Source organism: Aliiglaciecola sp. (genome assembly GCF_039982535.1).
In the GTDB taxonomy this organism is placed as follows: domain Bacteria; phylum Pseudomonadota; class Gammaproteobacteria; order Enterobacterales; family Alteromonadaceae; genus Aliiglaciecola.
The window spans coordinates 335,435-349,389 of sequence record NZ_JBDWYG010000038.1 but is presented as its reverse complement, the minus strand read 5'-3'; the positions used below and the strand labels follow the sequence as shown (position 1 = coordinate 349,389).

The window sequence follows — 13,955 nt, the reverse complement described above, 5'->3', positions numbered from 1 at the left end:
AGTCCCAGTGCTTAGAAAGAATAGTTAGAAATTTATTTAAGAAATTAACCCAGTTAAGCTGCCTTGCTAAAACTAGCAATCAGCTCAAGTTTATTTAGGAAACAGTTATGTCAAAACCCGACGTTAAAAAAGTTGTACTTGCCTATTCAGGTGGCTTAGATACCTCAGCGATTATTCCATGGTTGAAAGAAAACTATGATTGCGAAGTAGTGGCGTTTGCTGCAGATGTCGGACAAGGTGATGAAGAGTTAGAAGGCCTTCACGAAAAAGCCATTAAAACCGGTGCCAGCGAATGTTATATCGTTGACTTAAAAGAAGAGTTTGTATCTGATTATATTTACCCTACGATTAAAACCGGTGCGGTTTACGAAGGTGAATACTTATTGGGTACGTCGATGGCCCGTCCGGTTATTGCAAAAGCTCAGGTTGAGATTGCCCGTAAAGTAGGTGCAGATGCCTTATGTCACGGTTGTACTGGTAAAGGAAACGACCAAGTGCGTTTCGAAAGTACCTTTTCTGCCCTAGCACCTGATCTACAAGTTATTGCTCCATGGCGTGAGTGGGATATGGTTTCACGTGAAGACTTGCTAGATTATTTAGCCAAACGTGATATCAAAACTAGTGCATCAGCCACTAAAATTTACAGCCGTGATGCGAACGCATGGCACATTTCCCACGAAGGTGGCGAATTAGAAGATCCTTGGTGTGAACCAACTAAAGGCATTTGGACCATGACAGTGGATCCAGAAGATGCGCCAGACAAACCTGAAAGTGTTTCTTTAAGTTTTGATAAAGGACAACTAACTACAGTAAACGGTGTGGCCCTTTCTCCTTACCAAGCACTAGTTGAATTGAATAATATCGCTGCTAAACATGGTGTTGGCCGTATTGATATTGTTGAAAACCGCTTAGTTGGTATGAAGTCTCGTGGTTGTTACGAAACGCCTGGGGGCACAGTAATGATGGCTGCATACAAAGCACTAGAGTGCATGGTATTAGATAAAGCGGCGTTAAAACACCGTGAATACCTAGGCCTAGAATTTTCCCATGTGATGTATGACGGTCGTTGGTTTACCGCGCTATCCGACTCATTGTTAGCTGGTGCTGAGGTATTTGCCCAACAAGTTACTGGCGACATCGTAATTAAGTTATATAAAGGTCGTGCAACAGTGACTCAACGTCGTTCGCCAAATAGCTTGTACTCTGAAGATTTTGCGACTTTCGGTGAAGATGATGTTTATGACCAAAAACATGCTGAAGGATTCATTCGTTTGTTCAGCTTATCTAGCCGCATTGCTACGTTAAATAAAAAAGCGCAAGACGCTAATAAAGGAAACTAGTCATGGGTTTATGGGGAGGCCGCTTTCAAGAGGGCAGCAGTAATATGTTCAAACAGGTCAACGATTCGTTGCCCTTTGACCGCATTTTAGCTAGCCAAGATATTCGTGGTTCTATTGTTTGGTCTCGCGCCATTGCCAAAGCTGGCGTGTTGACTACCGAAGAACAGCAACAACTTGAAGGCGCATTAAATGAATTGCTTAAGCAAGCTGATGCCGATGAATTAGATTTTGATGCTAGCGGTGAAGAAGATATTCATAGCTTCATCGAGTCTGCGTTAATTGAAAAGCTAGGTGATTTAGGTAGAAAGCTGCATACAGGACGCAGCCGTAATGACCAAGTGGCAACGGATTTTAGACTTTGGTGTAAAGAGCACTTAGAAAGTCTGAAGGATGATTTAGTGGCAATTAAAAATGCCCTTGTACTATCTGCTGATCGCAATAGAAGTGTCATTTTGCCAGGCTATACACACTTGCAACGAGCACAACCTGTGCGTTATCCACATTGGTGTTTAGCTTATGTAGAGATGATCAAACGTGATATTAGCCGTTTAGAAGATTTGCTAGTACGAATGAACCAATGCCCACTGGGCAGTGGCGCACTGGCAGGAACAGTTTATGCCATTGATCGTCAGGAAATTGCAGAGCAACTTAGCTTTGCTTCTCCTTGTGTGAATAGTTTAGATGCCGTTTCTGACCGAGACTACGTGCTAGAACTATTGTTCTGTGCCAGTACTTCGATGATGCATTTATCACGCATGGCAGAAGATCTTATCTTCTTTAATTCAGGTGAAGCTGGGTTTATCACCCTTGGTGATGCTGTCACTTCAGGCTCGTCATTGATGCCGCAAAAGAAAAACCCTGATGCATTAGAATTAATGCGCGGAAAATGCGGCAGAGTCTTTGGTAGTTTGCAGGCGTTACTGGTTACGATGAAAGGTCTTCCACTTGCTTATAACAAAGATATGCAAGAGGACAAAGAAGGTGCCTTTGATGCAGTTAATCAGTGGCATATTTGTTTGTGCATTGCCGCAGAAGTAGTAGACACCATTGAATTAGATGCCCAGCGCACAGCCGAAGCAGCTAAACAAGGTTATGCTAATGCTACGGAAATGGCTGATTACCTTGTTGCTAAAGGTATTCCATTTAGAACAGCACACGATATTTCAGGCCAAATTGTACTTGCCGCTATCGAGCAAAACAAAGCCATTGAAAGTTTAACCTTGGCGGAATTACAAGCCTTCAGTTCTGAAATTGAAGATGATGTATATGCCGTGTTAGAGCTTGAGTATTTGGTGGACAAACGCAATATTTTGGGTGGAACAGGTGCCCATCCAGTATTTGCAGCCCTTGATGCTGAATTAAAAAGTGTAAAGAGCTGAGGAACAAAACATGGTGATGTCAGACATTGATAGCGTTAGGTTGTTTCGCAACTCTGCACCCTATATTAATTCTCATAGGGGCAAAACGTTTGTTTTAATGTTTGGTGGCGAGGCTGTTGAAGATATTAACTTCCCTAATATTATCAATGACATAGCCTTGCTTAACAGTTTGGGCGTGAAACTTGTTTTAGTGCACGGTGCGCGACCTCAAATTGATCAACGTATTGCTCTGCGGGGCGTTGAGAAACGCTTCAATAATAATATTCGTCTTACTGATAAAGATACCTTGGAATCAGTTAAAGATGCTGCAGGTTCAGTACGTTCACAAATTGAAGCGTTGTTAACCATGGGGCTTGCTAACTCGCCAATGCACGGAGCGCATATTCGTGTGTGTTCTGGTAATTTGGTAGTGGCTATGCCCATGGGCGTCAGAGATGGCGTTGATTTCGAGCATACCGGAGTGGTGAGACGCATTGATGTGGTGGGGATTAACGATCATCTACAAGATGGCTCAATCGTATTGCTCTCGCCAATGGGATATTCATCTACTGGTGAGGTATTCAATTTATCTCATGAAGATGTTGCCACCCAAGCAGCTATTAGTTTAAACGCTGACAAACTCATCGTGTTTTCCGAACACCAGGGTATTTTAGATGAGACTGGAAAGCTGCGACGTAACATCGACTCATCAAAACTAGCTGATTTACTTGAAGAAGGCGCTAGAGAAGATCAGCGCGGTATTTTGGATGCAATAAACCAAACCATTGCCGCTGATATTCCCCGTTGCCACTGCGTGAGTTATAAAAAAGATGGGGCGTTGTTACAGGAGTTATTCACCCGTGACGGTTCTGGCTCCCTTGTTTCAAAACGTCATTACGAACAACTAAGACAAGCAAAAATTGAAGATGTGGGTGGGATCCTTCAGTTGATCAACCCGCTTGAAGAAAAAGGTATCTTAGTTAAACGTTCTCGCGAGTTGCTTGAAGCAGAAATTGAACAGTTTACCGTCATCGAACGTGACGGTATGGTTATCGCCTGTGCGGCTTTTTACCCTTACCCTCAAGATGGTACTGGAGAGCTGGCTTGTGTGGCAACCCACGGTGACTATCGTGGAAAAAGCCGAGCCGAGCGGTTACTAGAGGCAATAAGGCAAGATGCTAGAGAGCAAGGTTTAGAGAGCATTTTTGTGTTAACGACAGTCACTGCCCATTGGTTCCAAGAGCAAGGCTTTGTGATGGCAAACATTGATGCCCTACCCGAATCGAAAAAGTTGTTATATAACTTTCAACGAAACTCGAAAGTCTTTGTCATGGCGATTGACCAGTAGTCTTGATATTCCATAGGCTATCAAGCCAGCGATTAAGATTATTATAGAATAAAAAAACGGCCAGCTAGTTTACCTCTAGCTGGCCGTTTTTCATTATGGGGCATCAGGTTCTGCAATCGCCAATAGTTATTTTAAACGACCTTTGATGCTAGCTCGCTTAAATACTAGTACGTTTGTATTGACGATATTTAGGTTTCCAGAAATTAGCTTCAATGTTAGCCCGCAGTACTTCATCACTGGTTTCCAATGCTAAACCTTGCTGTTGAGCCACTTTACCCACGGCAAAAGCAATCTTTTTACTCAAGCTAGCAATATCAGTCAGAGGCGGCAGTAAAGAACCCTCGCCTTCACTTGCTAAAGGTGAAGCCAACGCCAAGGCTTCACTGGTTGCCATTAGCATTTCTTCGCTAACCAAACGCGCTTTAGTAGCCAGTACACCTAAACCAATGCCAGGGAAAATATAACTGTTATTACATTGGGCAATAGGGAAAGTACTGCCGTTATATTCAACCGGGTCAAAAGGACTTCCCGTTGCAATAATCACTTGACCATTAGTCCACTCAATCACTTGTTCTGGCCTTGCTTCAACCTGACGGGATGGATTACTCAAAGGGAAAATAATGGGTAAATCACAATTGGCTTTCATGCCACGAATGACGTCTTCAGTAAATAAACCGGCTTGCCCGGAAACTCCAATCAGGATATCTGGTTTGGCATGTGTTACTACATCCAATAAGCTGGCCCATTCATTTTCAGTATTCCAGTCTTTAATCACATCAGGATTTTGTACTAGCTTTTGCTGGAAATCACGCAGACCTTGCATGCCATCCGTTAATAAACCAAAACGATCAATCATGAACACTTGCTTTCTAGCCTGAGCATCACTGATACCTTCATGACACATACGGCTGATAATCATCTCGGCAATACCACATCCGGCTGAACCTGAGCCAACAAAAACTACTTTTTGGTCCTTTAATTTCACCCCTTTGCTTAAGCACGCAGCCAAAATAGAACCGAGGGTTACAGCGGCTGTACCTTGAATGTCATCGTTAAAGCAGCAAACCTGTTCACGATATCGCTCTAGCAATGGCATAGCATTAGGTTGTGCAAAATCTTCAAACTGAATTAACACATCCGGCCAACGTTTATGGGCTGCTTGAATAAACATATCTACAAAATCATTATATTCATCACCGGTTATACGCTTATGGCGCGCTCCCATATACATAGGATCATCAAGTAGTTTTTCATTATTAGTACCCACATCTAACATCACAGGTAAGGTATAAGCAGGGCTAATTCCACCACATGCGGTATACAAGGAAAGCTTACCAATGGGGATCCCCATACCACCAATACCTTGGTCACCAAGACCCAAAATACGTTCACCGTCGGTAACCACTATAACCTTTACCTTACGCTTGGTGGCATTACGCAGAATATCGTCAATTTGGGTTCGTTCGGAATAGGATATGAATAACCCCCGCGAGCTACGATAAATATCAGAAAATTGCTCACACGCATCACCCACTGTAGGTGTATAGATAATTGGCATCATTTCATCAATATGAGACTGCACTAAACGATAAAACAAGGTTTCATTATTATCTTGTATCGCACGCAAATAGATATGTTTGTTAATCGGCGAAGAAAAACTTGAGTACTGCATGTAAGCCCGTTCAACTTGCTCTTCAATACTCTCATAGCGAGGCGGTAACAAACCGGTCAAATTAAAGTTTTCACGTTCCTTGGCAGTAAACGCACTCCCCTTATTTAACAATGGAGTTTCTAATAGTGAAGGACCGGAATGGGGAATGTACAAATATTTAGATGTATTGCTCATTAGAGGTAATCTTATTCCAATTTTCTCTTAGTTTTTAAGAGGGATTTTAATGCGTAAGGTTTCTATGCCCGCAAGTCTAACCAATAATGACATAAACACAGTATCAATTTTGCTGGTCAGATGAGCAAAGAACATTTTATCTGTTGTTAAACGTTGTGCTTTGTTCAAAAGTTGGCATTTACATCCAAATTTAGCACAGTTATAAACAGGCTAAATTTGAATGACGACCAACTTTACTAAAGTATGCTTTTAACGGGTTAAACGTGCTCTTGTGGGATTAAAATATATCCTCAGGTTCGGCAGTTTCATCAGAGCTCGTTTCAAAAGGATCGACTACATTGTCTGACTGAACTGACGACTTAGGTTCGGTGCCCTTTATAAAAAACTCAAACATAGATGTGTTGTCAGTTCGTGTTGTCAGCTTACCTGTCGCCCTATCAATTCTCACGGTAATGATATCTTCCGGCATAGGTTTAGTTTGCTGTGGTACACCGTCTAAGGCTTTTTCCATAAAGCGGATCCACGCGGGTTGTGCAGCTTTAGCACCATCTTCCGCGCCAATCATAGCGTTACCAATCCAATTAAACTTCTCTGGATTTTCGTTAATTAGATTCTGATTTCGCGATGTGCGACCTAACATACGGCTCATATCATCAAAACCAACCCAGGAAGTGGCAACTAATCCAGGCGCAAAACCACTGAACCAAGTATCACGAGAATCGTTTGTTGTACCCGTTTTACCGGCTAAATCAGTACGCCCAAGAATATTTCTAGCTCGCCAACCTGTTCCTAGCCAGTAAGTATTGCGCTTAGGATCATTACTCCATCGTCCATTTCCACGCACAGCCGTGCGCATCATTTCACGCACTAAAAATGTATTTTGTGCAGACACCACTCGTTCAGCGAGGTTTATCTCTGACTCAGGCTCAGACTCAACATCTTCATCAGAAAAGCCATTCAACTCTGCTGCCAACAAAGCTTCTATCTGCTGCTCTGTAAGCTCTTCTGGATTAAGCTCTTCTCCATTTTCTGTAGATGATTGCTCAGCATTCAGCGCCTCACATTCTTCACAAACCCTTGGTGGATTGGCTTGCCATAATATTTCACCATGTTCATCCTCTATTCGCTGAATAAAGTGAGGACGCACATAATAACCACCATTGGCTATCACTGACATGGCAGTCGCTACTTCTAAAGGCGTTTGTGAACCCGAACCCAAAGATAAGGTTTCGTCCTTAGGTATTTCACTGCGGTCAAAACCAAACTTGCTAAGGTGATCTACTGCGGCATTAATACCAATAGCACGCAACAATCTTACTGATACAACGTTTTTCGATTTACCTAAAGCAACACGCATACGAATTGGACCATCATATACCGCGGGAGAGTTTTGCGGCCGCCATGCAGTACCTGTGCTTGCGTCCCATTGATTAATAGGAGCATCATTAATAATACTGGCTAAGGTATAGCCTTGTTCAATTGCTGCTGAGTATATAAAAGGCTTGATATTTGAGCCCACTTGTCTTTTTGCTTGAGTCGCACGATTAAATTGACTCTGATAAAAACTATATCCACCAACAACTGCCTGAACAGCACCATTGTTAGGATCAAGGGCCACAAATGCGCCACTTACGGTTGGCAGTTGCGACAGCTTCCAAATCCCTTCTTCGTTCTGTCTAATCCATATTAGTTGCCCTTGTGCAACAATATCGCCAGCCGTTTTAGGATCTTTACCTTGGCGATTATCATCAATATAAGATCTTGCCCAATGCATACCTTGCCATTCGATGGTTTGATATTCCCCTTGAGCATTAAAAACATCAAAACTGGTTTCATCTACTTTGGTCACAACAACAGGATTAAGTACTCCAATTTTTGGGTAAGCGGCTAGCACCTCCAACATTTGAGTTTCATCCCAAGGTTCTGAATCTAAAAGCACCAATTCTGTATTGATATCTTGGCTATTATTCTGCTCTTGTTCATCTTCTTGCTCGCCCCATAACACTCGTATGGGTCCACGATAACCATGTCTCTCGTCATAATCGTGTAAATTACGTATCACCGCTGTTTGTGCGGCAAATTGTAGATCTGAAGGTGCTGTAGCGAAGACTTGATACCCCCCCGTCTCTGCTTCTTCTTTTCCATAAAGTTCAACCATTTCATTGTAAATTAGGTCGGCTAAATAAGGGGCATCTAGCTGAATCTCAGCACCATGACGTTTTGAAATTACCGGTTCATTGTTGGCCTGATCAAACTCAGCCCGGGTGATATATTCTTCATCGAGCATTCGCAACAACACGACTCGGCGACGAGCTTTAGATCTTTCTGGGCTGGCAATGGGGTTCAATGTCGAAGGTGCTTTTGGTAAACCGGCAATAGTGGCAACCTCAGCTAAACTTAGCTCATTGACAGCCTTCCCGTAATAAACTTGTGCCGCAGCACCAAATCCGAAAGCACGATGTCCCAATTCAATTTTGTTTAAATACAGCGCCAAAATTTCATCTTTAGTGAGCAAGCCTTCCATATGCCAGGCAATAAAGATCTCTTTTATTTTACGTATGTAAGTTTTATCACGGGTTAAGAAAAAGCCTCTGGCAAGCTGCATTGTAAGGGTACTACCACCTTGCCCACGCTCACCCGTTAAGACTAAATTCACAAAAGCCCGCGCCAGGCCGATAGGATCTATACCAGGGTGTTCGTAGAATCGACTATCCTCTATTGCAAGTACGGCATTTATGAGAGATTGAGGAACCTCATCTAACTCTAATGGTATGCGACGCTTGACGCCAAACTGAGAGATCAGTTTACCGTCCTGTGTATAAATCTTCATGGGTGTTTGTAAGCGAACGTCTTTTAATACGTCAACACTGGGAAGATCGGGTTTGATATAAAAGTACATACCTACAATCGCTATCGTACCAAGCAGAAATGCGGCTATACTCATTATTAATAACAGTTTGATGTACTTCACAAAAATAAAACTACCAGAGCAAAATTAACTAAATGACTTATATTTTATACCTATGTACCGTTATTAGAACCATTAAAAGCAAAAAAATGAGTAATAATGGTAAAACTAAAGCAATTTATATGGTTCGGAACTAACTGTGTTGAAAGAACTTTTCAAGAAAAAAGCCTCACAAATGATAGGTCTCGATATCGGTACTAGGTACGTTAAAGCCGTTTTGTTTGAACAAGATGGCAAGCAAACTAAGGTGCAGAGTTTCGCATGTGAGCAGATAAACGGCAATGCCTTTGCTGACAGAGAAATAAAAGATTTTGATGCTATTAGCAATGTACTCAAAAAAGTGAAACTGTCCCTGAAAAGCAAAAACAAAAATGTTGTGGTAGCGATTTCCGGTAGTTCAGTGTTAAGTAAAATTGTTTATATGGATCCAGATCAGCAGGATTTTGAGCTAGAAACCCAAATAGAAATCGAATCTGACAGTCTTATCCCCTATCCATTAGAAGAAGTTTATTTAGATTTTGAAGAGCTAGGTGAAAGCAAAACACATGTAGGTAAAGTAGATGTATTGTTAAGTGCCGCTCACAAAGATGTCGTTGATAGTCGTATCACATTGCTACGAGAGCTCGAATTTGTACCCAAAATTGTTGATATTGAAAATTATGCTTTAGGTAACGCCATCATAGAGTTTGCCGAGTACCCAGCGGATAAACCGGTACTGTGTTTTAATATCGGCGCCTCTCAATTACAACTTTGTGTTGTGGAAAATGACAGAGTGGTTTATAGCAAAGAACACAGTTTCGGTATGAACAGTTTAATCCAAGACCTCAGTATTATTCACACCCTAGACAAATCGGAAACCGAACAACAGTTGGTCAATGGGGAATTACCTGCTACTTGGCGTGAAGATACCTTCCCGATATTTTTAGCCAATCTAAATCAACACATTAGTCGAGCTGTTCAAATGTATATAAGCTCAACAGGCTCCGAACGACCTGAAGCTTTGATGGTCTGCGGTGGTGGTGCAAATATACAAGAAATTGCAGCCGACTTAGAAGCAGAATTAGCCGTAGAAGTAACCGTTTTCAATCCATTTCAGGCAATGCAAATTTCTGATAAAGCCCAACAACAAGGTTTTCAAGACGTTGCTCCACAACTGGTGATTGCGGCCGGTTTAGCATCTAGGAGTTTCAAGCCATGTCACATGTAAACCTATTACCATGGCGAGAAGAGCTGCGACAGAGACAGAAAAAAGACTTCTTAACTTTACTCTTTGCTGTCGCCCTATTTGTGATGATTATTGTATATTTGGTGGGTATGCTCATCGATAGTAAAATTGCTGGGCAAAATCAACGGAATGCCTTTCTACAAGGTCAAATAGCGGTATTGGATGCCGAAATTGCAAAAATAAAAGATATTAAAGACAGTAAAAAGGCCATCGAGCAACGCATGGCGCTGATTGAACAATTGCAAACCAGCCGTAATGTTGCACCAATCATATTCGATGAACTTGCACGCTTAGTACCTCCAGGTGTTTCGTTTCGTTCCTTCTCGCGTCAAGCCAATACCATCGAGTTGTCTGGTGTAAGCGAATCCAACAACCGTTTATCATCATTTATGCGCAAAATAGAAGAGTCAAAAATATTTGGTCAAGGTGAATTATCATCCATTGTGGCCGATACCTCAGCGCCCGATGCAGTCAGTGAGTTTAAGTTAACCTTTACCATAAATTCTTCAGTGGCACCGGATTTCTCTGCAACACCAACAGAGGAACAACAATGAAATTTGATGTAAACAAACTTAAAGAAATGAACGAACTGGATTTCGAACAGGTCGCCAATTGGCCTTTCGAAGTGAAAACAGTAGTCGCATTATTTGTCGCAATATTAGTCGCTGTCGGTGGATACTACGGATTAATATCCTCTAAACTACCCGTATTAGATCGCGTTCAAGCCGAAGAAGTTGAATTAAAACAAACCTTTGCGGCTAAATATCGCATTGCCGTCAATTTAAAAGCTTATGAAGAACAACTCGACCGTATAGAAGCTGATTTTTCATCGATGTTAAAATCACTGCCTACCAGTAACGAAACGCCGGGACTGATAGACGATATTACCTTCGTGGGTACGACTGCAGGTTTAAATTTCAAACTGATAAATTGGCAACAAGAAATACCTAAAGAGTTTTATACTGAGCTGCCTATTCAAATGGAAGTTACAGGTAACTATCACGAGTTTGGGCAATTTGTGTCTAACATCGCGGCCTTGCCACGTATAGTGACCTTACATAATTTTGATATCACCCAACAAGGTTCTGAATTGCGCTTACAACTCCAAGCCAAAACCTATCGCACTGCAGTATCGGAGCAAGGACAATGAAAATAATATTTTTTATGTTAGCCATTGTCACGTTAGCCGGCTGTGAAGCGCAAACTGACGATTTGGTTACTTATGTTGTTGAGGTGAAACAAAGTACCTCTATTAGTATTGAACCCTACCCCGAGTTCAAAACGCAACCCGCTTTTGAATATAAAGCAAGCGGACTGCGTAGCCCATTTAAACGACCTCGAAACGTTGCAGTGCAAACCGTTGAGGTAAAAAGAGAAAACTGTTTGCAACCAGACTTCAGCAGAGTCAAAGGTCCGCTGGAAGCGTTTGGTTTAGATGCTCTGACCATTTCTGGTACTTTTACCAGTCAAGGACGAAAATGGGCGCTAGTTACAGCGAATGACGGTTCCTTGCATAAGGTCACTACAGGAGACTACCTAGGTTTGTTTTTTGGAAAAATTACGTCTATTAACAATGGCGATATTTCAATTGAAGAAATGCTGCCCGATGGTGCCGGCTGCTGGCAAAAAAATAAAGCAACACTAAGCATGTCTTCACAGGCAGGAGAAAATAATAATGTCTGATCGTTTTATCTTTAATCATAAACTAAACAAAGCCAACCATGTTGGGATGTGGCTAGCCTTAGTCTTTGCCGGAATATCATCTGTTTCTTTTAATTCAATGGCCCAACAAGCCCAGCCTGTTTTAGTAAATACCGAAAACACAGTGGCGAGTGTTTTTCGCTCTGAATTGACGGATTTAAACTTCAAACGGAATTCAACTGGCGGCGCTCGTATCACCATCGATTTCAATAATGCTGACTTCCAAATGCAGTTATCTCAGCGAAATAGTAAATTAATTCTAACCTTACCCGCTGTAAAACTATCAGAAGATCAATTATTTACCTTAGACGTTGCAGACTTTGCCACTGAAGTAACGAGTATTGAAACCTTTCAACAAACCAAAGGCAGCAAGGTCGAATTCTCGTTACTGAGCAAAGCCACCTTTAGTCATACCAAGAGTGATGGTCAATTAGTTATAGAAATTGAAAAAGACGATACGCCTGAAGCAACGAAAGCTGCCTCAGCTTTCACCGGTGAACCTATTTCATTAGACTTCCAAGATGTCCCCGTGCGTCAAGTATTACAGATAATTGCCCAGGTAAACGGCTTCAATTTAGTTACCACGGATACGGTAAGTGGGAACGTAACCATTAGTTTGTCTGGTGTTCCTTGGGATCAAGCTCTTGAGATGATCCTAAAAATTAAAGGCTTAGACAAACGATTAGAGGGTAATATTCTGTTGATAGCCCCCTCTGAAGAATTAACGGCACGTGAAACCCAGCAATTACAATCTAAACAACAAGTAGCCGATTTAGCTCCTCTAAGCGCAGTCAATATTCAAATTAACTATGCAAAAGCACAAGAGATGGCTGCTATTCTAAAATCAACTGACGCCAGTATTCTTAGTCCAAGAGGTTCAGTCACTATTGATGAGCGCACTAATACTGTGCTGTTGAGAGATACTGAAGCCTCAGTGGAAGAAGCGCGCGCATTAATAAAAGCGCTAGATATTCCCATTAAGCAGGTATTAATTGAGTCAAGAATGGTTACCGTTCGCGACAATGTTGATGAGCAATTAGGCGTAAGATGGGGCATAAGTGATAGTACTTCCGATGGCGGTATTTCAGGCTCATTAGAAGGCGCTAACGACATTGCAGCCGGAGTATTTCCAGATTTGGCAGACAGGCTGAACGTGAACCTTCCCGTAACGAACCCAGCCGGAAGTATTGGTATTCAGATAGCGAGATTAGTAGATGGCACTATCATAGATCTAGAGCTAAGTGCTCTGGAGACCGAAAACAAAGGTGAAATTATTGCTAGCCCGCGGATTACTGTAGCCAATCAACAAGAAGCTTATATTGAGCAAGGTACGGAAATCCCATACGTGCAAGCGACCTCAAGTGGTGCCACTTCAGTAGAGTTTAAAAAAGCAGTATTGAGTTTAAAAGTAACTCCTCATATTACGCCAGACAATCGGGTAATTTTGGATCTTGTGGTGACCCAAGACACCCGTGGTGAAACCGTATCTACCTCTACTGGACCCGCGGTGGCTATCGACACTCAAGAAATCAGTACTCAAGTATTGGTGGAAAATGGCGAGACCATAGTACTCGGTGGAATATTCCAACAAACATCCACTGATGATGTATCCAAAATTCCTCTTTTAGGCGATTTACCAGTTGTTGGTACACTTTTTAGAAATACTCAGAAAGTAAATGAGAAACGTGAACTATTAATTTTTGTCACCCCAAAAATTCTAGTAGATTCACTGTAATGATTTAGACAGATTTTCAGATATCCACTAAAGGGCAATTTTATTGCCCTTTTTTATTGTCTAAATAACCTAGTTTACCCTTATATTGGCTTATGTTGTTCCCACACAGATTAAGCCTTTAAATTTGCACCTATAACGAATTAAGTCATATACGCTTTTTCATGTTACATTTATGAGTGTCGACGTTGAGCTTCTTTTTTTGTGTTAAATACAGCCTCTATTTTAATTAAACTAGTCGTTATATAGGTGCTGATTAAAAGATCTTTACACCTCGTCATTTGGCGATGGTGCAAATTAAAAGCAACAAAACTTGCAAATTTCAGCATATAACTGAGATAATCGCGCTCTCGAAATTTCGACGAGGTCATGTTCAGACCAATTACTTAAACGAATTGAGTCAACTAGATTTAATTATCTAATTGATTTAATGGGAC

At 41.7% G+C, this 13,955-nt stretch carries 10 protein-coding genes; 8 read left to right on the top strand and 2 right to left on the bottom strand.

The window, feature by feature from the left end:
• The first annotated feature begins 107 nt into the window (after positions 1 to 107).
• The 3 genes from ABJV04_RS10745 to argA are packed head-to-tail and all read left to right on the top strand — an operon-like array spanning position 108 to position 4,046.
• Positions 108 to 1,340, top strand: a complete 1,233-nt coding sequence (locus ABJV04_RS10745) for an argininosuccinate synthase (RefSeq protein WP_348491514.1) — start codon at positions 108 to 110, stop codon at positions 1,338 to 1,340.
• 2 nt (positions 1,341 to 1,342) lie between these two features.
• Positions 1,343 to 2,719, top strand: a complete 1,377-nt coding sequence (gene argH, locus ABJV04_RS10740; RefSeq protein WP_348491513.1) for an argininosuccinate lyase — start codon at positions 1,343 to 1,345, stop codon at positions 2,717 to 2,719.
• Between the two features lie 10 nt (positions 2,720 to 2,729).
• A complete protein-coding gene (argA, locus tag ABJV04_RS10735) occupies positions 2,730 to 4,046 on the top strand; it encodes an amino-acid N-acetyltransferase (RefSeq protein ID WP_348491512.1) in 1,317 nt (438 codons plus the stop codon).
• A gap of 157 nt (positions 4,047 to 4,203) precedes the next feature.
• Here the strand turns inward: argA and ABJV04_RS10730 are convergent, their stop codons facing one another.
• A complete protein-coding gene (locus ABJV04_RS10730) occupies positions 4,204 to 5,892 on the bottom strand; it encodes an NAD-dependent malic enzyme (protein WP_348491511.1) in 1,689 nt (562 codons plus the stop codon).
• Positions 5,893 to 6,169: 277 nt separating this feature from the next.
• Positions 6,170 to 8,863 carry a penicillin-binding protein 1A gene (locus tag ABJV04_RS10725; protein ID WP_348491510.1) on the bottom strand — a complete coding sequence of 898 codons (2,694 nt, stop codon included), beginning with the start codon at positions 8,861 to 8,863 and terminating at the stop codon, positions 6,170 to 6,172.
• A 139-nt stretch (positions 8,864 to 9,002) separates the two neighbouring features.
• Between ABJV04_RS10725 and pilM the strand changes: the two genes are divergently transcribed.
• From pilM to ABJV04_RS10700, 5 genes are read left to right on the top strand one after another with little or no spacing between them, the layout of a single operon-like run.
• Positions 9,003 to 10,067, top strand: coding sequence for a type IV pilus assembly protein PilM (gene pilM, locus ABJV04_RS10720; RefSeq protein WP_348491672.1), 1,065 nt, complete (start codon positions 9,003 to 9,005; stop codon positions 10,065 to 10,067).
• Positions 10,055 to 10,639 (top strand): PilN domain-containing protein, encoded by a 585-nt coding sequence (locus ABJV04_RS10715; RefSeq protein WP_348491509.1) that lies wholly within the window; start codon positions 10,055 to 10,057, stop codon positions 10,637 to 10,639. Before pilM ends, ABJV04_RS10715 begins: the two co-directional genes overlap by 13 nt.
• Positions 10,636 to 11,235: a type 4a pilus biogenesis protein PilO gene (locus ABJV04_RS10710; protein WP_348491508.1), complete on the top strand. Its 600-nt coding sequence runs from the start codon at positions 10,636 to 10,638 to the stop codon at positions 11,233 to 11,235. Before ABJV04_RS10715 ends, ABJV04_RS10710 begins: the two co-directional genes overlap by 4 nt.
• Positions 11,232 to 11,768 carry a pilus assembly protein PilP gene (locus tag ABJV04_RS10705; RefSeq protein WP_348491507.1) on the top strand — a complete coding sequence of 179 codons (537 nt, stop codon included), beginning with the start codon at positions 11,232 to 11,234 and terminating at the stop codon, positions 11,766 to 11,768. The genes ABJV04_RS10710 and ABJV04_RS10705 overlap by 4 nt, the downstream gene beginning before the upstream one ends.
• Positions 11,761 to 13,521 carry a type IV pilus secretin PilQ family protein gene (locus tag ABJV04_RS10700; protein ID WP_348491506.1) on the top strand — a complete coding sequence of 587 codons (1,761 nt, stop codon included), beginning with the start codon at positions 11,761 to 11,763 and terminating at the stop codon, positions 13,519 to 13,521. The genes ABJV04_RS10705 and ABJV04_RS10700 overlap by 8 nt, the downstream gene beginning before the upstream one ends.
• Positions 13,522 to 13,955 lie beyond the last annotated feature (434 nt).

Excerpts from the sequence above, each read along its gene's own strand:
- ABJV04_RS10710 (WP_348491508.1), top strand. The coding sequence starts at position 10,636 with ATGAAATTTGATGTAAACAAACTTAAAGAAATGAACGAACTGGATTTC.
- ABJV04_RS10745 (WP_348491514.1), top strand. The coding sequence starts at position 108 with ATGTCAAAACCCGACGTTAAAAAAGTTGTACTTGCCTATTCAGGTGGC.
- ABJV04_RS10705 (WP_348491507.1), top strand. The coding sequence starts at position 11,232 with ATGAAAATAATATTTTTTATGTTAGCCATTGTCACGTTAGCCGGCTGT.
- argH (WP_348491513.1), top strand. The coding sequence starts at position 1,343 with ATGGGTTTATGGGGAGGCCGCTTTCAAGAGGGCAGCAGTAATATGTTC.
- argA (WP_348491512.1), top strand. The coding sequence starts at position 2,730 with ATGGTGATGTCAGACATTGATAGCGTTAGGTTGTTTCGCAACTCTGCA.
- ABJV04_RS10700 (WP_348491506.1), top strand. The coding sequence starts at position 11,761 with ATGTCTGATCGTTTTATCTTTAATCATAAACTAAACAAAGCCAACCAT.
- ABJV04_RS10715 (WP_348491509.1), top strand. The coding sequence starts at position 10,055 with ATGTCACATGTAAACCTATTACCATGGCGAGAAGAGCTGCGACAGAGA.
- ABJV04_RS10730 (WP_348491511.1), bottom strand. The coding sequence starts at position 5,892 with ATGAGCAATACATCTAAATATTTGTACATTCCCCATTCCGGTCCTTCA.